The 18,197-nt window shown below is 68.0% G+C and carries 15 protein-coding genes; 8 read left to right on the plus strand and 7 right to left on the minus strand.

All coding sequences use genetic code 11. The annotated features are described in order from the left end of the window. The first annotated feature begins 18 nt into the window (after positions 1-18). The 4 genes from IP65_RS01845 to IP65_RS01860 all read left to right on the plus strand — a co-directional run bounded on the left by IP65_RS01845 (position 19) and on the right by IP65_RS01860 (position 5,865). Positions 19-1,002, plus strand: a complete 984-nt coding sequence (locus IP65_RS01845) for a sensor histidine kinase (RefSeq protein ID WP_022674795.1) — start codon at positions 19-21, stop codon at positions 1,000-1,002. A 134-nt stretch (positions 1,003-1,136) separates the two neighbouring features. After that, complete coding sequence (locus tag IP65_RS01850; protein WP_255352171.1) at positions 1,137-2,861, plus strand: type I secretion system permease/ATPase; 1,725 nt, start codon at positions 1,137-1,139, stop codon at positions 2,859-2,861. Beyond that, a complete protein-coding gene (locus IP65_RS01855) occupies positions 2,858-4,210 on the plus strand; it encodes an HlyD family type I secretion periplasmic adaptor subunit (RefSeq protein ID WP_054130549.1) in 1,353 nt (450 codons plus the stop codon). The genes IP65_RS01850 and IP65_RS01855 overlap by 4 nt, the downstream gene beginning before the upstream one ends. Positions 4,211-4,224: 14 nt before the next feature. After that, a complete protein-coding gene (locus IP65_RS01860) occupies positions 4,225-5,865 on the plus strand; it encodes a TolC family protein (protein WP_054130550.1) in 1,641 nt (546 codons plus the stop codon). A gap of 54 nt (positions 5,866-5,919) precedes the next feature. On the opposite strand, the gene IP65_RS01865 is transcribed toward IP65_RS01860, so the two are convergent. The 3 genes from IP65_RS01865 to IP65_RS01875 all read right to left on the minus strand — a co-directional run bounded on the left by IP65_RS01865 (position 5,920) and on the right by IP65_RS01875 (position 9,825). Beyond that, complete coding sequence (locus tag IP65_RS01865) at positions 5,920-7,446, minus strand: methyl-accepting chemotaxis protein (RefSeq protein ID WP_054130551.1); 1,527 nt, start codon at positions 7,444-7,446, stop codon at positions 5,920-5,922. A gap of 118 nt (positions 7,447-7,564) precedes the next feature. Further along, positions 7,565-8,284 carry a response regulator gene (locus IP65_RS01870; RefSeq protein WP_054130552.1) on the minus strand — a complete coding sequence of 240 codons (720 nt, stop codon included), beginning with the start codon at positions 8,282-8,284 and terminating at the stop codon, positions 7,565-7,567. Then, positions 8,281-9,825, minus strand: a complete 1,545-nt coding sequence (locus IP65_RS01875) for a DUF4118 domain-containing protein (RefSeq protein ID WP_082349704.1) — start codon at positions 9,823-9,825, stop codon at positions 8,281-8,283. The genes IP65_RS01870 and IP65_RS01875 overlap by 4 nt, the downstream gene beginning before the upstream one ends. A gap of 149 nt (positions 9,826-9,974) precedes the next feature. Between IP65_RS01875 and IP65_RS01880 the strand changes: the two genes are divergently transcribed. Next, positions 9,975-11,939: a potassium transporter Kup gene (locus IP65_RS01880; RefSeq protein WP_022678605.1), complete on the plus strand. Its 1,965-nt coding sequence runs from the start codon at positions 9,975-9,977 to the stop codon at positions 11,937-11,939. A gap of 59 nt (positions 11,940-11,998) precedes the next feature. On the opposite strand, the gene IP65_RS01885 is transcribed toward IP65_RS01880, so the two are convergent. The 3 genes from IP65_RS01885 to modA are packed head-to-tail and all read right to left on the minus strand — an operon-like array spanning position 11,999 to position 14,118. Beyond that, positions 11,999-12,637 (minus strand): ATP-binding cassette domain-containing protein, encoded by a 639-nt coding sequence (locus tag IP65_RS01885; protein WP_054130553.1) that lies wholly within the window; start codon positions 12,635-12,637, stop codon positions 11,999-12,001. After that, entirely contained in the window at positions 12,627-13,319 is a 693-nt protein-coding gene (gene modB, locus IP65_RS01890) for a molybdate ABC transporter permease subunit (protein ID WP_054130876.1), read from the minus strand. Before modB ends, IP65_RS01885 begins: the two co-directional genes overlap by 11 nt. A 10-nt stretch (positions 13,320-13,329) precedes the next feature. Next, entirely contained in the window at positions 13,330-14,118 is a 789-nt protein-coding gene (gene modA, locus IP65_RS01895) for a molybdate ABC transporter substrate-binding protein (protein WP_054130554.1), read from the minus strand. Between the two features lie 164 nt (positions 14,119-14,282). Between modA and IP65_RS01900 the strand changes: the two genes are divergently transcribed. The 3 genes from IP65_RS01900 to IP65_RS01910 all read left to right on the plus strand — a co-directional run bounded on the left by IP65_RS01900 (position 14,283) and on the right by IP65_RS01910 (position 16,660). Then, complete coding sequence (locus IP65_RS01900) at positions 14,283-15,020, plus strand: thioredoxin domain-containing protein (RefSeq protein ID WP_054130555.1); 738 nt, start codon at positions 14,283-14,285, stop codon at positions 15,018-15,020. Between the two features lie 68 nt (positions 15,021-15,088). Next, the gene (locus IP65_RS01905; RefSeq protein WP_022678610.1) at positions 15,089-15,544 is read left to right on the plus strand and encodes an Lrp/AsnC family transcriptional regulator; all 456 of its coding nucleotides are present in this window, start codon (positions 15,089-15,091) and stop codon (positions 15,542-15,544) included. A gap of 33 nt (positions 15,545-15,577) precedes the next feature. Beyond that, positions 15,578-16,660, plus strand: coding sequence for a serine hydrolase (locus IP65_RS01910; RefSeq protein WP_054130556.1), 1,083 nt, complete (start codon positions 15,578-15,580; stop codon positions 16,658-16,660). On the opposite strand, the gene IP65_RS01915 is transcribed toward IP65_RS01910, so the two are convergent. Continuing rightward, on the minus strand, positions 16,661-18,127 hold the full coding sequence (locus IP65_RS01915) for an MFS transporter (protein ID WP_054130557.1): 1,467 nt from the start codon (positions 18,125-18,127) through the stop codon (positions 16,661-16,663). Between the last annotated feature and the right edge of the window lie 70 nt (positions 18,128-18,197).

The raw sequence follows: 18,197 nt of genomic DNA on the forward strand, positions 1-18,197 counted from the left end.
AGGGTCAAAGGGGCGCAGATGAAAGTTCTGACCGGGGTTTCCGGCATGATGCGCGCCGCGCTGATCCGGCAGCGCAGCGCACTGCAACAGGCGATCCTGTGCGCCCTTCTGGTGTTCGTGCCGTCGCTCCTGCGCCTGGTGATAGAGCCGCAACCTGCGGTGATGCCGTTCCTCGCGTTCTGGCCCACGGTGCTGATCGCCGCGCTGCTGCTGGAACAGGGTTTTGCCATGCTGGCCGTGTTCGGCTCGTTTGCCGTGGCGCAGTGGCTGTTTGCCGGATCGATCATGGGCATCGCCTGGCACGGTCGGCCGCTCGTGTCGCTGCTGGTGGGCGCCGCCTGCGTGGTCCTGGTCATGGGCATGGCGATAGTGGCGCGCACCACGGTGCGCGAACTTGACGCCGTCAACCGCCAGCAGGACACCTTCAACCGCGAATTGCGCCACCGTTGCCGCAACCTGCTGTCGATAATCCAGGCCCTGTCGGCGCGTGGGCCACGTGCCGAAAACCCGCTCGATTTCTTCCGCGAGTTTTCCCACCGTCTGGACAGCCTGGCCAAGGCCAGCGACCTGCTGCGCATCGGCACCGAAGCCGAAGGGCATCTTCCCGAACTGATCGAGCGCACTATCGGCCCCTTCGGCCAGGGATCACGCATCCGCCTGAGCGGCACTCCCTGCACAGTGCCCGAGCCAAGCTGCATTCCGCTGATCATGGCGGTGCACGAGCTGTGCACCAATGCGATCAAGCACGGCGCGCTGTCCGATCCCGCCGGCTGGGTCGATCTGCGCTGGTTTCTGGCACCCGATGGTGACCGGCTCTACCTGCTGTGGAAGGAATCGGGTGGGCCGCTGGTCAGCCCACCGGCCCACCAAGGCACGGGATCGCACCTGCTGCGCGCGCAGCCGGGGCTCGAAGCAGTCGATCTCATGTTCGATCCGCGCGGGGTCTGGTGTGAGATGCTGATCGTTGGCGCCCGCGCCTGCACGGCGGCAGAAGCCGCCTGAAACGCCACGTAACGGGCCTGATCACAGCGTTATAGTTCCGAGCCGGAAGCATCTGCCGGAATGGCCTGATGCCACACTGCTATACCTGCAAGGCAACAAGGGCCTTGTGGGGGTGTTACAACGTGGATCGGCAAATGCTGCGCCTGTTCCTGCGCAGATATCGCGGAAATCTTGGATTGGTCGCCGTGGCCAGCCTGCTGTTGAACGTCCTGGTCTTTGCCGGGTCGGGCTACATGATGCTGGTTTACGATTCGGTTCTGCCCAGCCGAAGCATTCCCACCTTGGTGGGGCTGTTTGTCATGCTGGTGCTGATCTACGTATTTCAAGCGGTTTTCGAGGCAATTCGGGCAGAGGCGCTGCTGGGCGTTGCCAATGGCGTGCACGATGATCTGTTCGGTGCTGTCCACTATGCCACGGTCGCCCGCCCGCTGCGCGCGGGGCCGGACAAGGGCGATGGCCTGCAGTTTGCCCGCGACCTAGACGCGGTGCACACGTTTCTCGCTGGCGCCGGCCCGGTTGCGCTGATCGACCTGCCCTGGGTGGTGATGTTCCTGGTGGTGCTGGCCGCACTGCACTGGTGGCTGGGGCTGACCGCGCTGGCCGGCGTCATGGTGATGGCGGTGCTGGCGCTGCTGTCCAACCGTCGCACGCAAACCGCCTCGCGCGAGTTGGCGATGATCACCGGGCAGCGCAGCGCCGCCACGCTGTCCGAAATCCGGTTTGCCGAATCCGCCTTTGCCATGGGCATGCAGGATCGCCTGGTCGCCCGCACATCTGGCTGGGAAAGCCAGTTCATCGCCGCGCAATCGGCGCTGGCGCGCACCGTCTCGCGCCTGGGTGGGGCCAGCCGCACGTTCCGCATGCTGCTGCAATCGATCATCCTGACCGTGGGCGCACTGCTGGTGATCGATGACAAGGCCAGCGGCGGCGTAATCCTGGCATCCTCGGTGCTCTCGGGCCGCGCCCTGGCGCCGGTCGACTCCGCGATTGCCAACTGGAAAGGGCTGGTGGCCGCACGCAGCGGTTGGAGCCGGATCGTCCAGGCAATCACCACCTTCCGCCGCCCGCCCGAACGCCAGGTCACACTCGATCGCCCACGCGGGGAACTTGCCCTGCGCGATCTGTGGATAGCGCCACCGGGCACGCAGCGCTTCACCGTCCAGGGCGTGTCGCTGTCGCTGCAACCGGGGCAGGCCCTGGCCGTGATCGGCCCGAGCGCCGCGGGCAAGACGACGCTGGTGCGTGGCATCCTGGGCATCTGGAAACCGCAGCGTGGTGAGGTGCGGCTGGATGGCGCCACGCCAGACCAGTGGGATGCCGAAGCGCTGGGCAGTGCCTTTGGCTATGTGCCGCAAACGGTCGATCTGATCGATGGCACGGTGGGCCAGAACATCGCCCGGTTCGATCCGGCCGCAACGTCCGACGGGGTGATGGCCGCGGCGCGCGCCGCCAGCCTGCACGAGGCGATCCTGGCGCTTCCCGATGGCTATGACACCCAGGTTTCCGCCGGGGGCAGCGAGCTTTCCGCCGGGCAGCGCCAACGCGTCGGCCTGGCCCGCGCGCTCTATGGCAATCCCCATCTGCTGATCCTGGACGAGGCGAATTCCAACCTTGATGCCGTGGGTGATGCCGCCCTCAACCGCGCCGTGATGGACATGCGCCAGCGGGGTGGCATCGTGATCATGATCACCCATCGCCCGGCCACGCTCGGCCCGATCAGCCATGTCGCCGTGATGCAGAATGGCCGCCTTGTCGATTTCGGCGAACGCGACGCTGTGATGCAGCGCACCTTGCCAGCCAACGAAACCACCGCCGCGCCACCCGCCGCCGGCCGCCTGGCGAAGGAGGACGCGCGATGAGCGCCCCGATCTCTCCCGACGCTGTCAGGCAGCTGCTGCCAACGCTTTGGATCGACCAACCCACCACGCCGCGCCCCCACGCGCCGCGCCTGCTGGTACGGCTGGTCTTCGCCTTGGCCGGGCTGATGGCCCTGCTGTTTGCCTTGGCCGCGATCGTGCCGATCGGTGGCGCGGTGATCGGCGGTGGCCAGGTGGGTGTGGAAAGCAGGGTCAAGCGCATTGCCCATCCCACCGGCGGCGTCATCACCACGATCGCGGTGATCAATGGCCAGCATGTGCGCCAGGGTGAGCTGCTGATGCGGCTGGATGACCGCGTGACCGGCGCTGATGCCACCTATTCCAACCTCACCGTGGAACAGCTGCTGGCGCAGAAAGCCAGGCTGGAGGCAGAGCGGCTGGGCCTGGGCCAGGTGGTCTTCCCGGCCGACCTTTTGCGAGCGGGCAACCCCAGTGCGGCCAAGGCCATGGCCGACGAACAGCACCTGTTCGCCATGCGCCAGACCGAGGAAGGCCAGTTGCGTGCCCAGCTCGCCGCGCGCGTGGCACAATACAACCAGCAGATCACCGGGCTTCAAGCCCAGATCGATGCCCTGCGCCAGCAACGCCACCTGATCGAGCCCGAACGCCAGGGCGTGCGCGACCTGTGGGACAAGCAGCTGGTCACGATCAACCGCCTGAACCAGCTGGAACGCACGGCCGTGGATATCGACGGGCAAGTGGCGCAGTTGCAGGCGCAGATCGCCCAGACCCGCGCCCGCATTACCGAAGCGCAGGAGCAGTCGATCCAGACCGTGCAGACCCGGCGCGTCCAGGCCGGCACCGATCTGGCCCAGGTCAATACCGCGCTCAACCAGCAGCAGCTGCGCAAGGTCAGCGCATCGGACCAGAAGGACCGCAGCGAAATCCGCGCGCCCTATTCCGGCACGATCGAAAAGATTGCCTTTGCCGCGATCGGCGATGTCGTGCGGCCGGCCGAGCCGATCATGGAAATCGTGCCCGATCACGATGTCATGGTCGTCGAAGCCTCGGTCAGCCCCACCGATATCGACCAGGTGCGCGTGGGCCAGGCGGCGCGGGTGCGGTTTTCCGCGTTCAACCGCGCCGCGACCCCGGAAATTCCCGGCCGGGTGATCTATGTCGCCACCGATCGGACAGACAACCAGGAAACGCGCCAGGCCTATTACACCGTGCGCATTGCGGTCGACCAGGCGGCCGTGGCGCGCGAGGGGCTGGCGCTGCGCAGCGGGATGCCCGCCGAAACCTATATCGAGACCGGCAACCGGTCGCTGCTGTCCTATGTCACCAAGCCGCTGCGTGACCAGTTCATGCGCGCTTTCCGCGACAATTGAGGGGGATTTCCGCCATGCGCCCTGCCCTGCGCCATATGCGCCCCGTCTGCGTGCGCCGGTCACGCCTGCGCCTAAACCTGCACCTAAACCTGCACTGGGCCTGCGCCACGGCCGCGCTGGCCCTGCTTATGCCCACCGCTCGGGCGCAGGAGGCGGTCGATATCGATCGCACCGCCGGCCTGCCGCCCGAAACCCCGGCAGACATCGCCGAAGGCGCGCTGTCAGGCCGGCCGGTTTCCACGCTGACCGATGCCCTGCGCTATGCCTATTGGACATCGCCGGCCCTGCTGGCCCAGCGCAGCACCACGCAGAGCAGCGCCTGGGGCGTGGCACAGGCACGCGCCGCCTATGGCCCCAAGCTGGACTATGCCCTGACCTATGGCTGGACGCGCGACCGGTTCGAAATTGCCAAGGGCGTGTTTCTGGGCCGCAGCGGTTGGACATCTACCGCCACGGCCGTGTTGACCCAACCCTTGTTCAGCTTTGGCCGGTCGTTTGCCAACGAACGCGGCGCACGCGCCCAGGCCGCCTATCAGCAGGCCGTGCTGCAATCGGCCGAACAGCAGGCCCTGCTCGATGCGGCCGATGCCTTTGTCGGCCTGCGCCGCACCCGCACGGCCGTGGCCATCGCCGCAGACAACCTGGCCGCGCTCACCCGCGAATTGACCGACAACCGCGCGCGCCTCGCCGCGCACGAGGTGACGGCCACCGATATCCAGCAGGTGGAAACCAGGGTGGAACTGGGCCGCGTGCAATTGCTTGCCGCGCAGCGCGACGCCGGCACGGCCGAGGCTGCATTCCTGCGCATGATCGGCACGCGGCCGGGCGACCTGGCCGCGCCACCGCCGCTGCAATTGCCGGTGGCCGATCTGGAAGAAGCCTATGCCTATGCCGAAACGCATAACCCGCTGATCCACGCCGCGCAGGAGCGTGAGCGCGCCTCGCGCGCCAGCGTGGAAGCCGCCAGGGCAGAGCGCCGCCCGCGCGTCGATTTCCAGGGGTCGGCAGCCCTGCTGCCTTACTCGGCCGGCTTTTCCAACTATTCCGATACCTTGCGCCAGACCGAGATCAAGGGCGTGGTCACGCTGTCTGGTCCCCTGTTTGACAGTGGCGAGCGCGCCGCGCGCGTACACGCCGCGCAAGCGGCCAATGATGCCGATTGGCGCCTGATGGACGCCACCTTGCGCGAAAATCGTGCGGCCCTTGCCGGCGCATGGAACGATTGGCAGGCCCAGACCGCCGCGATCGACACCCTCGCCAAGGCGGTGGCCTCTGCGCAAAACGCCTATGATGGCGCCGTGCTGCAAGAGCGGGCGGGCATGTTCACCACGCTCGACGTGCTGCAACTCGCGCGCGAACTGCTCCAGGCGCGCAGCGCCTACAACGATGGGGTGGCCGGCGCCTATCTTGCCAAGGTGCAGGTACTGGCCGGGCTGGGCGCACTCGATGCTGCCTGGCTCCTGCCCGATGGCCCCCGTCGCGATGCGCAGGGCGATGCCTGGCGCGTGGCCGGCAAGGCCGATGTGCCGCTCGTAACCGACGCCGTGCGCGCGCTTGATGGCCTGGTGGAAGGCAGCGCGCCTCCCCGCTCTGCGCGCGATCCGGCGGCGCGCACGCTTATCCCCGCGGCAGAGCTGTCACGTGGCGAAAACTAACGGATGCCGCTGGCTTTAGGGCGGTCATCCGAACCGATCCGCAACGCGGCAGGCTCAAAATTCGGACCAGTCATCCTCGGCCACAGCCGCATTGCCGGAACTGCGCGGAGCAGCCGATGGCCGCGGCCGGGGCGCGGGGACTGGCGCAGACGGCGCGGATGGCGTTGATGCGACGGCCGCCACAGCCGGCGCCAGCCGGGGTTTTGCTTCCGCTGCCGCCGATTGCACCGACGCCGGTCGCAATGGAGCGATCGGACGCGGCGCGGGCGTGGCGCGGGCCGTGGCCTGGTTACCGGCAAAGCGGAACTTGGCCAGTTCGCGTGCCATCACGTTGGCCTGGTCGGCCAGATTGCGGGCTGTGGCCGTGGCCTCCTCGGCCATGGCGGCGTTCTGCTGGGTGATCGAATCGACATCGCGCACGGTGGCATTGATCTGACCCAGGGTTGTCGCCTGGTTGCTCGACGTGCCGTTGATCCGCTGCATCACGTCGTTGATTTCGCCGACGCTGGCCGCAATCCGCTCCAGCGCGTCACCCGTGGCGGTGACGAGCGCGACGCCGTTGGAAACCTGTTCGGTGGAACTGCCGATGCGGGCGCGGATATCGCGCGCGGCATCGCCCGCCCGCTGCGCCAGGGCGCGCACCTCGCTCGCCACCACGGCAAAGCCCTTGCCCGCGTCGCCGGCACGCGCCGCCTCGACCCCGGCGTTGAGCGCCAACAGGTTGGTCTGGAACGCAATCGCATCGATCACGCCCACGATCTCGGCAATTTCCTGGGACGATTTCTCGATCGTCGCCATCGCCTCGATCGCGCGGCCTACCACGTCGCCCGATTGGCGGGCCTCATCCAGCGTCGTTTGCACCATGGTGCTGGCGTTGCCCGCCTCGTGCACCGATTTCTGCACGCTTTCGTTGATCTGGCGCAGCGCGGCGGCAGCCTCTTCCACGGCGGCGGCCTGCTGTTCGGTACGGGTGGACAGGTCTTCAGAGCCGGCGAGTATCTCGGCCGAGCCATTGGCCACCTGTTCGGCAATCCCGCCGACCGAGCGCATGGCCCCGGCCATCGCATCGACCGCCGAATTGAACGCGGTGCGCAGGCATTCGTAATCGTGGCGGAACGCGCGGGTCAGCCGGCAATCGAGATCGCCACCGGCCAGCCGCTCCAGCCCCTCACGCAGGGCATCGACCACGGCAGAAGTTTCGGCCTGGCTTTGCACCTGGATCATCAGGGCATCGCCCCCGTCGATCACCATGGGCGTCAGCGTCACCAGCATGCGCAACGGCTGACCCTTGCCGTCGAGGTTGAGCCATTCGAAGCGGGCAAAGCCGTTGCGCTGCGCCTCGGCAATCCGTTCCACCACGTGCTCGGCCGTGGGGCGGCCATCCATCTGGCAGGGCGCGGCCAGCATGTCGGGCGAGGCGCCGATGATATCGTGCCGGGGGCGCTGATAGACGCGCTCCGCGGCAGCGTTGCACAGGGTAAACCGGCCATTCTGCATCAGCAGGAAGCCATCGGCCGCCTGCTCGAACACCGCCTGCGCGAAACGGGTTTCGAGTGGAACGACAACGCGCCTTTTGAACATGCAATCTTTCCCCGGTCCTGGTAGCGGAATTGACCGGGACAGGCGCTATCATCGGCGTGCTCAAATGGCGTTTAAGCCGGGGCCACGTAAACCTGCGTGGGGGTGGCGCAGGTTCGGGTTAGCCGCGCGCCAGATCGAGGCGATATCCGATGCCTGGTTCGTTGCGCAGCGCGGAGTGGCCGGGCGGGCGATCGCTTTCCAATTTGCGCCGGATGCCGCGCGCCGCCACGCGCAGATATTCCACGTCAGTCTCGTGCCCCGGCCCCCAGATCGTGCGCAGCAATTGCGCATGGGTCACCACGCGGCCGGCATTGCCCGCCAGTTCGGCCAGGAACGCATATTCCTTGGGGGCAAGGTGCACCTCTGCCCCGGCCTTGCGCACCTGCCGCGCGGCGAGGTCGATCTCCACATCGGCAAAGCGCAAGACCGCTTGCCCGCCCGGTACGCCAGCCAGCCGCGCGCGATGGCGCAGCGCAGTGCGCACGCGCGCCAGAATTTCTTCAGGATCGAACGGCTTGGTGACATAATCGCTGGCGCCCAGATCGAGCGCAGCAACCTTTTCCGCGGTGGCATCGCGCGCGGACAGCACCACCACGGCAAGGCCCGCCGCCACCAGTTGCGGCAAGATTTCCAGGCCATCGCGATCGGGCAACCCCAGATCGAGCAGGGCCAGATCGGGCGCCTGCGCGGCACGCTGGGCCAAGGCCTGCGCCGCGGTGCCGGCCTCGCTCACGCCATAGCCGGCCTGGGCCAGGGTGTGGCGCAAGAGCGCGCGGATCGCCGGATCATCGTCCACCACCAGCACGCCGGGGCCAGCCGGTTCTGTCGTGCCGCTCATGCCGGAACGGCCACGGGGCGGACCAGCGCGGGCGGTACATGCAGGGCAAAACGCGCACCGCCGCCAGCGCGGTTGGCGGCCGTCACGGCAAGGCCCATCGCCTCGGCAAAGCCCTTGACGATGGCAAGGCCCAGCCCCGTGCCGCCTTGCCGGTCTGATCCTTCAAGCCGCGTGAACATGCCGAAAATGCGCTCCTCTTCGCCCGGCGGCAGGCCAGGCCCACGATCGCAGACCGCCAGTTCCACCCCGCCCTGCGGATCGGCCAGCGCCTCTATCCGAATGCCGCCGTTGCCGCCATGGCGCACGGCATTGTCGATCAGATTGATCAGGCAATGGTGCAGCAGGCGTGGATCGGCCAAGACCAGCGGCAGGTCTTCGGGCACGACCAGTTCCAGCGGGCCGACCAGGCCGCCGGGCGCGAGATGATCGAGCGCGGCATCGCAGGCCTCGGCCAAGTCAACCGGCTCGGGATCGCGCTGCAAGGCGCCGATTTCCAGGCGCACCATCTCGATCAGGTTGGCGACGAAGCGATCCAGCCGCTCGGCCTCGCCACGGGCGCTGGCCAGGGCGGCCGCCTGCTCTGGGGTCAGTGGGCGCAGCGCGCGCAGCGTGCCCAGCACGGTGGTGAGCGGGGTGCGCAGATCATGCCCGATCGACGACAGCAGGGCACTGCGCAGCCGCTCGCGCTCTTGCACCCGGCCCAGCGCCAGCTTTTCCTCTTCCAGGGCAATGCGCGCCAGGGCGAGGCCGGCCTGGGCCAAGAGGCTTTCCAGCAGCGGAGTCTGCCCGCCGTGCAGCGGCAACTCGCCATCGGGATTGCCCACCCCGACGACGGCCAGCGGGCCCTGGCCGCCCGGCACCGGCAGGAACAACCACTCCGACGCGGTGGGCACTTGTCCGCCCGGCCCGGCCGAGCGCCCGCTATCAAGGCACCATTGCGCGGCGGCCGCCTCCAGCAGGTCGAGGCGATCGTGCGCGGGGTGCGCCGCCACCAGCGTGGCGATGCCCTGGGCATCGGCTGCCGCCACCAGCACGCGCAGGCCAAACTGGCGGGCCACTTCCTCGGCCAGCAAGGCCCATAGCGCATCGCGCCGCGTCACCCCCATCAAGCGCCCGGCAAACCCGGCCAACAGCGCGTCGCGCCCGGCCTGCGCCTGCGCCAGCGAAGCCTGGTGGCGCAGGCGCGCGGCCATGTGGCTGCCCACCAGCGCTACACCCAGCAGGATGACCAGCGTGATGAGGTGCGAGGGATCGGCCACCGCCAGCGTGAAACGCGGCGGAATAAAGAAATAGTTATAACACAGCGACGAAAGCAGCCCCGCCGCGAGCCCCGGCCGCAGACCGAGGCGGATCGCGGCAAACATGACCGGCACCAGATAGAGCAGGCCGATATCAGCCACATCCCCCCGCGCCAGCAGCGTCATGCCAACCAGGCTGGCCAGCCCGATCAGCGCCGCGGTGGCCAGCAGGCCGGCAACCAGCCCACCGTCCCCGTCAGCGCCGGGCGCAGGTGCGATACGATGGGCAAGGGCCAGTGTCATGCCACCGGGATGCCGCAGCAGGGCCCCCTCTGTCGAGAGCCAAGGCTGTCGCACCGTGTCATGCCGGCGCGACGAGATGGGCGGGCGGTCGCGTAAAGAATGCATAAATTTCGTCGCATCGGGATATTGCCGGGCGTAGCGGCGCCGGCATGACCGCCATGTCCTATCCGGGCGCGCCCGAATCCACGCCTGCCGCTGCCGCTGCTGACGCTTCCCCCGCCCCTGACACCGCCGGAGTCGATCATCATGAGGGCCACGAGGCGCAGGGCCTTGTGCCCCTCGCCGTGGGCGCGATCGGCGTGGTGTTTGGCGATATCGGGACCTCGCCGCTCTATTCGCTGAAGGAAAGCTTCATCGGCCACCACCGTTTGGCGGTGGATGCCGATCATATCTTCGGCGTACTCTCGCTGATGTTCTGGACAATGACGCTGATCGTCACGGTCAAGTACGTCTTCGTGATCCTGCGGGCCGACAACAAGGGCGAAGGCGGCAGCCTGGCGCTGCTCGCGCTGATCGGGCGCCAGCTCAAGCCGGGGCGATGGACCGCCTTCACCGTGGTGCTGGGCATCGTGGCGACGGCGCTGTTCTATGGCGACGCGATCATCACGCCGGCGGTGTCGGTGCTGTCGGCAGTCGAAGGGCTGACCGTGGTGCACCCGGCCTTTGCCGAGGTGGTGCTGCCGATCTCGATTGCGATCCTCATCGGCCTATTTGCCATCCAGTCGCGCGGGACGGCGGCGGTGGGCAAGCTGTTTGGCCCGGTAATGCTGGTCTATTTCCTGGTCATCGCGCTGCTCGGCCTGAACGGCATTGCTCGCGCGCCGGAAATCCTGCTGGCAGCCAATCCCTGGTATGCCGTCAAGTTCTTCACGCTCGATCCGCTGCTGGCATTCCTGGCGCTGGGCTCTGTCGTGCTGGCCGTGACCGGGGCAGAGGCGCTCTATGCCGATATGGGCCATTTCGGCCGCCGCGCGATCATGGTGGCGTGGCTGTGGGTGGCGTTTCCGTGCCTTCTCATCAACTATGCCGGGCAATCGGCGCTGTTGCTGCGCAACCCGGCCCTGGTGGAGAATCCGTTCTTCCTGATGGCGCCGGATTGGGCGCGCCTGCCGCTGGTCATCCTGGCGACGCTGGCCACGGTGATCGCCAGCCAGGCGGTGATCTCGGGCGCGTTTTCGGTCTCGCAGCAGGCGGTGCAACTGGGCTTCCTGCCGCGCATCCGCATTCTGCATACGAGCGCCAGCGCGGCCGGCCAGGTCTATGTGCCGTTCGTCAACTGGGTCTTGCTGGTCATGGTCATCCTGCTGGTGCTGGCGTTCCGCACGTCGAGCAACCTGGCTTCGGCCTATGGCATCGCGGTGACCGGGACGATGTTCATTACCGCCTGCATGCTGGGCGTGCTGACCTTTGCCGTGTGGAAATGGCATCCGCTGGTGGCCGGCATCGTTACCGGCACGTTCCTGGTGATCGATGGCGCCTATTTCGCATCGAACGCCACCAAGATCCCCGATGGTGGCTGGTTCCCGCTGATGGTCGCGGCAATCACGTTCACCGCGCTCACCACCTGGGCCACCGGCCGGCGCATCGTGCGCGAACGCCTCGCCGAAGATGCCATGCCGTTCGAACTGTTCCTGGGTTCGGTGTGCGAACGCGTGCGCCGGGTCAAGGGCACGGCGGTGTTCATGGCCTCTACCGTTGAAGGGATTCCGCCGGCGCTGCTGCACAATCTCAAGCACAACCACATCCTGCACGAACGCGTCGTGGTTCTGACCGTGATGACCGCCGGGGTGCCACACGTGCCCGATCACAAGCGGCGCGAGGTGGAAGACATGGGCCATGGCTTCTACCGCATGATCATCCGCACCGGCTTTATGGACGAGGCCGACATTCCCGCCGAACTCGCCGCCGAAACGCGCGCGGCCGGTCCATTCAAGCCGATGGAAACCAGCTATTTCCTGGCGCGGCAGACGCTGATCGCGTCCAAGCGGCCGGGCATGGCGATCTGGCGGGAAAAGCTGTTTGCCTGGATGGTGCGCAATTCGGAAAGCCCGATGCAGTTCTTCCGCCTGCCCACCAACCGCGTGATCGAACTGGGCAGCCAGCTGGAAATCTAGCCTTTTGATTTGCCGCATTTTCCGAGTCGGCAGGTGATTCCACCTGCCTTGAAAATGCTCTAGATTTCCACGACCGCATCGGCCAGCCGTGCCACCTCGTCCTGCTGGTGCGATACCAGCAGGACCGGCAGGGCAAAGGCATCGCGGATGCGGGCGATCAGCGCGATCACGCCCTCGCGCCGCGCCGGATCGAGCGCGGTCAGCGGCTCGTCCATCAAGAGAAAGCGCGGGCCCGACAGCAGCGCGCGGCCGATCGCCACGCGCTGCGCTTCTCCGCCCGACAGCGTGTGCGGCCGGCGCGCGAGCAAAGGCGCGATGTCGAGAAAACCGGCCACTTCGTCCAGCGCCAGGGTGCGCCGTTCGGGCGCGGCCTGGCGCCAGCCGAACAGCAGGTTGTCCGCCACGCTCAGGTGCGGAAACAGGCGCAAATCCTGAAACACATAACCAGCCGCGCGTCGTTCGGGCGGCAGGTCTATCCCCCGCGCCGCGTCGAACAGCACTGTGCCGCCCACCGCGATATGGCCCGAAAGCGGGCGCAGCAGGCCCGCCACGGCATCGAGCGTGCTGGTCTTGCCCTGCCCCGATGGCCCGACCAGCGCGGTGATGCCACCGCCACCTGCCACCCGCACGGGAAATTCGCGCTGCCCCCGCGCCAGCACCACATCGATGTCAAAGGATGGGGCCGGGTCAAAGGACATGCGCGCCCTTTCCACCCTGCCGACGTGCCAGCAGTTCCGACGCAACCAGTGCCAGCACCGACAGCAGCACCGCCACCCCGGCCAAGCGCCAGACCGTGGCGTCGCTGCCGGGCACCTGCAGGGCGGCATAGATGGCCAGCGGCAGCGTCTGGGTTTCGCCGGGGATGTTGGACACAAAGGTGATGGTCGCGCCGAATTCGCCCAGCGAGCGGGCAAAGCCCAGCACCGCGCCGGCCACGATGCCCGGCGCGCACAGCGGCAGCGTCACGCGCCAGAACGTGGCCCATGGCCCGGCGCCGAGCGTGCGCGCGGCCTGTTCCAGGCGGGGATCGACTGCCTCAAGCGACAGGCGGATTGCTCGCACCATCAGCGGCAACGCCATGATCGCGGCAGCCAGCGCCGCGCCGGTCCAGCGAAACAGCAGCGTCACGCCAAACAGGCGCCACAGCCAGGCCCCGATCGGGCCAGCCGGGGCAAAGGCCACCAACAGCATCCAGCCAATGACGACAGGTGGCAGCACCAGCGGCAGATGCACCAGCGCATCCAGCAGCACCCGCCCGCGAAACCGCCCCCGTGCCAGCGCCCAGGCCAGCGCGAACGCCAGCGGCAGCACGCCCAGGATCGCCACCCCGCTCACCTTGGCCGATAGCGCGACCACGCCCCATTCTTGCGCGGAAAGCAGCACGCGCGGCTCAGTGCGCGACAAAGCCGAAGCGGCGGAAGATCGCCTTGCCTTCGGCCGAGAGCAGGAAGCGGCGGAACGCTTCGGCGTCGGGATGGGTGGAGCTTGTCAGCCGCGCCACCGGATAGGTGATCGGCGCGTGGCTGCCGGCCGGGAACACGCCGACCACTTTCACCCCCGGTTCCGCCCGCGCATCAGTGGCATAGACCACGCCCAGCGGCGCGGCGCCATGGGCCACCAGCGCCAAGGCCGCCCGCACGTTTTCCGCGCGCGCCACCTGGCCCTGCACCTGGTTCCACACGCCCAACCGCTCCAGCGCGGCCTTGCCATAGCGGCCAGCCGGCACGGCAGCAGGATCGCCCATGGCCAGTTTGCCACCGGCCAGCGCCTGCATCAGCGCAAAGCCGGGCGCCGGATAAAGCCGCAGCGTGCTGCCCGTCGGCGCCACGATGACGAGGGCATTGGTCACCAGCCGGGCGCGCGTGCGCGGCGCGACAAGGCCGGCACGGGCGACATCATCCATCCAGTCTTCATCAGCCGACACGAACAGGTCTGCCGGGGCATGCGCCTCGATCTGGCGGGCCAGGGCCGAAGAGGCCGCGAACGAAAGCACCGGGCGCGGATGGCCCAGCGCTGCCCAGCGGTCGGCCGCCGCATTCATCGATTCCTGCAGGCTGGCCGCTGCCAGCACCAGCGGCCTCCGGCCGGCGGGATTTTCCGCGGCCGGCGCCGTAGCCGGCAGGAGGGCGGCCGCAACCAGGCAACACAGGGCAAGAAGACGAAGCACAAGGCGGGCCATGGCAACTCCGCAGCCCGCAGGCTGTATTTGGCGGGATATATTCAGCTGCCCTACAACCAGGCGCGGCGAAATGCAAAGCGTGCACTGCCCGCACGGCAAGGCTTGCCGCCCGCGCCGGATTGCGCAACAGCACGGCCAAGGTTTGCAAAGGACAAGGAACAGCAATGCGCGCACGGTTCTGGGCGATCGCCCTGGCGGCAACGATCACGGCCTCTGCGCCCCTGCTGGCCGCGCCGGCCATGGCGCAGGCTGCCGTGCAGACGCCCGACATCCCCGCGCCGTGGCGCACCGTGCCCGATGTGGGCGCGCTGCTGGCGCAGGACCGCTTGGCCGGACCGGCGCAGGCGCCGATCAGCGTGGTGGTCTGGTCCGATCCAGAATGCCCCTATTGCAAGCAGTTTGCCGGCGTGCCCGATGCCGCGATCGAACGTGCCAAGGGCAAGGCCAACCTGGCGATCCGCATGCTGCCCCTGCCCTTCCACGGCGCGCCGGCGGTGCTGGGCAGCATGGCCGCGCTGTGCGTGGCCGACCAGGGCGGCGCGGCCGCATTCTATCGCTTTCTCAACGATTACTTTGCCCGCACCGGCGGCAATGGCCGCGGCCTGGAAGGTGGGCGCCCGGCCGTGGTGGCCCTGGCCAAGCAGGATGGCGCGGCCGATGGCGCCAAACTTGATGCCTGCCTGCGCAGCGATGAAACCTTGGGCCGCGTCACGGCCGAAGGCGATGCGGCCGAACGCGCCACTGTGCAGGGCACGCCGGCCGTGGCCGTGCGCAACAACCTGACCGGCGAGACGATCATGGTCGATGGTGCGATCGATGGCGAAACGCTCGACCAAGCGATCACCCTGATGGCATCGCGCAGCAAGCGGCACGGCCCCCCGCCAGCGGATTATTCGCGTTGATCCGAAACGAGCCAAGGCTTCCCGCGAATCTGACTTTATCCGCGAAGATTTTGCGCTAGACGGCGTTGATGGACCGCATAGATCGCAAGCTGCTGGCCGCGTTGCAGGCAGATTCGCAAAGTTCGCTGGCACAACTGGCCGATCGGGTGGGGCTTTCCAGCTCTGCCTGCCACCGCCGCATGCGCGCGCTGGAAGAGAGCGGTGCGATCACCGGCTATGGCGCGCGGGTCGATGCCGGCAAGATCGGCCTCAACCTGCACGCCCTGATCGATATCACGCTGGAAAGCCAGAGCCGCGAAGCGATGGAGCGGTTCGAACGGGCCACGCTCGATTCCACCGAAATCCTCGAATGCTATCTGATCTCGGGCGTGGCGGATTACCGCCTGCGCATCGCCGCGCATGACATGGCCGATTATGACCGGCTGCACCGCGATTGCCTGGCCCGCCTGCCCGGCGTCAGCACGATGCACACCAGCTTCGTGATCCGCCCGATCAAGGCCTGGAACGGCTATGCCCTGGGGTAACCGCGCGCGTTTCGGCCCGGCCTTGCCGGCGCAATGATCGTGGCGCGGCGCGGGGTGATCGGGCTTTTGGCTGGGCTTGCCTGGTCTGGCCGCGCGCTGGCCGCCGCGCCTTCGTTTCCGCGCAGCATGAATGCCGCCGCGCGCCTGCGCCGCCGGCTGGATGTGCCAGCCCTGGCGGCGGGCTGGCGGGAAAAGCTCGCTGACAGTGGAGAGGCCTGTGCCGGGCGCCGCATGCTGGGCAGCGATGTGCCGGTAGCGCCAGGCGACAGCTGGCACTGGGGCTCGATCACCAAATCCGTCACCGCCACGCTGATCGCACTGGCGGTGGAAGCGGGGGAGCTGGCCTGGGACGAGCAACTCGTGGAGCGGCTGGGCCTGGCCGATGCCGGCGCAGCGCCGTGGCGCGGGGTTACTCTGCTGCACCTGCTGTCGCACACCAGCGGCTTTGCCCGGCTTGACGTTGATACCGAGATGGACGCCTTTCCGGCCGAAGAAGCCGATCCCCGCGCCAGCCGCCTCGCGCTGACGCGCATTACCATGGCACGCGCACCACTGGCAGCGCCGGGCGCCCGGTTCATCTATTCCAACCGCAACTATGTGGCCGCCGCCGCCATGCTGGAGGCCGCCTGCGGTGCGCCATGGGAAGTGCTGTTGCAGCAGCGCCTGCTCGGGCCACTGGGCATGGCCGGCGCCGGCTTTGGCGCGCCGGGAACGCCGGGCCTGCTCGACCAGCCAGTGGGCCATGCCTGGTGGCCAGGAGAACATGGCGTGCCGCATCCGCCGGGCGTGCCACCGACGGACAACCCCGCCGTGGCCGGGCCCGCCGCGCGGCTGCATGCGCCGATCGCCGCCATGCTGGCTTTTCTCGATGCACACCGCAGCCGGACGGCATTGCTGCGCAGCGAAACCTGGCAGCGGCTGCACACCCCGCCGTTCGGTGGCAGCTATGCGCTGGGCTGGGTCGTGCGGGCAGACGGCAGCCTGTGGCACGATGGCAGCAACAACCTGTGGACCGCCCAGGTGCTGGTGCGGCCCGAGGGCGTCAGGGCGCTGGCGACCAACTGGGGCGATCACCAGCGTCTGGCGGCTCCGCTCGAAGCCGCGCTGCGCGCCTGATCAGTCCTGTTCTTCCACGCGGGCCATGGCGATCACCGCGCCGGCCATGACCACGGCCGCCACCAGCATCGTCCACTTGGGCTGATCGGGGAAAAAGCTGCGCATCACCCCGCCCATGGCCGTGGCCACAATCAGCTGCGGGATCACGATGAACAGATTGAACAGGCCGATGTAGATGCCAAATTTGCGCGGCGGCAAAACCCGCGTGAGGATCACGTAAGGCATGCCCAGGATCGATGCCCAGGCCACGCCGACCAGCGCCATCGGCAGCAGCAACAGATGGGCATCGCGGATCACCAGCAGCAGCAGGAATGCCAGCGCCCCTGCCCCCAGGCCGACCATATGCGTGCGCACATTGCCGATCCGCCGCGCCAATACTGGCAAGGCAAACGCCGCCAGCGCGGCCACGCCGTTGTAGAACGCAAACATCACGCCCACCCAGTCTGCGCCGGCATTATACGCGGCGCCGCTGGTATCGGTGGCGTGGAACACCTCGCGCGTGACGACCGGCGTTGTGTAGATCCACAGGATGAACAGCGCCACCCAGGTAAAGAACTGGGCCAGGGCCAGTTGCCGCATGGCACGCGGCATCTGCGCCAAATCGCTGATCACTTGGGCGAGCGTGCCGGTGCTGGCCCGCGCCCGCACGACCACTTGCAACAGCCCGAACGCCACCAGGCCACCGCCCAGCACCAGCAACTGCTTGTCCAGCCCCAGTGCCAGGACCACGCCCAGCAGCGCCGCGCCGCCCAGCATCCACAAGGGTCCGCGCGCCGGATAGACCAGCGGCTCGTGCCCGGCTGCCGCTTCCGGCTCGTCGGCAAAGGCGGCCATTTCCGCAGGGCTGTATTCACGCACGCGCAGCGCCGTCCAGGCCACGGCCGCCACCATCGCGAACGCGCCCAGGTAGAAGCTGTAGCGCACCGAGGGGGGGATCACCCCTTCGGGCGCGGTATTGGCAATGCCCAGGGCGTTGAAGGCCGCCGGGGCCAGGCTGCCCAGCACCGCGCCAGCGCCGATGAACCAGGTTTGCAGGGCAAACCCCTGCGCGCGCTGGTGCGGCGGGGTCATGTCTCCCACAAAGGCGCGGAATGGCTCCATCGCCACGTTGAGCGAGGCATCGAGCAGCCAGAGGAACAGCGCCGCGGCGATCAGCAGCGGGGTATTGGGCAGGCCCAGCAGCGCCAGCGCCGCCAGCACCGCCCCGGCCACGAAATAGGGCCGGCGCCGGCCAAAACGGCCCCAGGTGCGATCGGACCAATGCCCGATCAGCGGCTGCACCACCAGGCCGGTTACCGGCCCGGCGATCCACAGGAACGCCAGGTCGTCCACCTTGCTGCCCAGCGCCTGGAAAATGCGGCTGACATTGGCATTCTGCAGCGCAAAGGCCAGCTGGATGCCGAAAAAGCCAAAGCTCGTGTTCCACAGCCCCCGGAACGTCTGCGCGGGCTTTTGCGGCGTGTTCATGGCGTCCTCTCTCTATTTTCTAGACAGGCGCGATGCGCCAGAGTTGGCGGCGGGGCGAGATGCATACGAA

It is taken from the genome of Novosphingobium sp. AAP1, from assembly GCF_001295765.1.
In the GTDB taxonomy this organism is placed as follows: Bacteria; Pseudomonadota; Alphaproteobacteria; order Sphingomonadales; family Sphingomonadaceae; genus Novosphingobium; species Novosphingobium capsulatum.

Coding starts and splice junctions, on each gene's coding strand:
- IP65_RS01910 (WP_054130556.1), top strand. CDS start 15,578: ATGATCGTGGCGCGGCGCGGGGTGATCGGGCTTTTGGCTGGGCTTGCC.
- IP65_RS01860 (WP_054130550.1), top strand. CDS start 4,225: ATGCGCCCTGCCCTGCGCCATATGCGCCCCGTCTGCGTGCGCCGGTCA.
- IP65_RS01855 (WP_054130549.1), top strand. CDS start 2,858: ATGAGCGCCCCGATCTCTCCCGACGCTGTCAGGCAGCTGCTGCCAACG.
- IP65_RS01850 (WP_255352171.1), top strand. CDS start 1,137: ATGCTGCGCCTGTTCCTGCGCAGATATCGCGGAAATCTTGGATTGGTC.
- IP65_RS01905 (WP_022678610.1), top strand. CDS start 15,089: ATGGACCGCATAGATCGCAAGCTGCTGGCCGCGTTGCAGGCAGATTCG.
- IP65_RS01880 (WP_022678605.1), top strand. CDS start 9,975: ATGACCGCCATGTCCTATCCGGGCGCGCCCGAATCCACGCCTGCCGCT.
- IP65_RS01845 (WP_022674795.1), top strand. CDS start 19: ATGAAAGTTCTGACCGGGGTTTCCGGCATGATGCGCGCCGCGCTGATC.
- IP65_RS01870 (WP_054130552.1), bottom strand. CDS start 8,284: ATGAGCGGCACGACAGAACCGGCTGGCCCCGGCGTGCTGGTGGTGGAC.
- modA (WP_054130554.1), bottom strand. CDS start 14,118: ATGGCCCGCCTTGTGCTTCGTCTTCTTGCCCTGTGTTGCCTGGTTGCG.
- IP65_RS01900 (WP_054130555.1), top strand. CDS start 14,283: ATGCGCGCACGGTTCTGGGCGATCGCCCTGGCGGCAACGATCACGGCC.
- IP65_RS01885 (WP_054130553.1), bottom strand. CDS start 12,637: ATGTCCTTTGACCCGGCCCCATCCTTTGACATCGATGTGGTGCTGGCG.
- IP65_RS01875 (WP_082349704.1), bottom strand. CDS start 9,825: ATGACACTGGCCCTTGCCCATCGTATCGCACCTGCGCCCGGCGCTGAC.
- IP65_RS01915 (WP_054130557.1), bottom strand. CDS start 18,127: ATGAACACGCCGCAAAAGCCCGCGCAGACGTTCCGGGGGCTGTGGAAC.
- IP65_RS01865 (WP_054130551.1), bottom strand. CDS start 7,446: ATGTTCAAAAGGCGCGTTGTCGTTCCACTCGAAACCCGTTTCGCGCAG.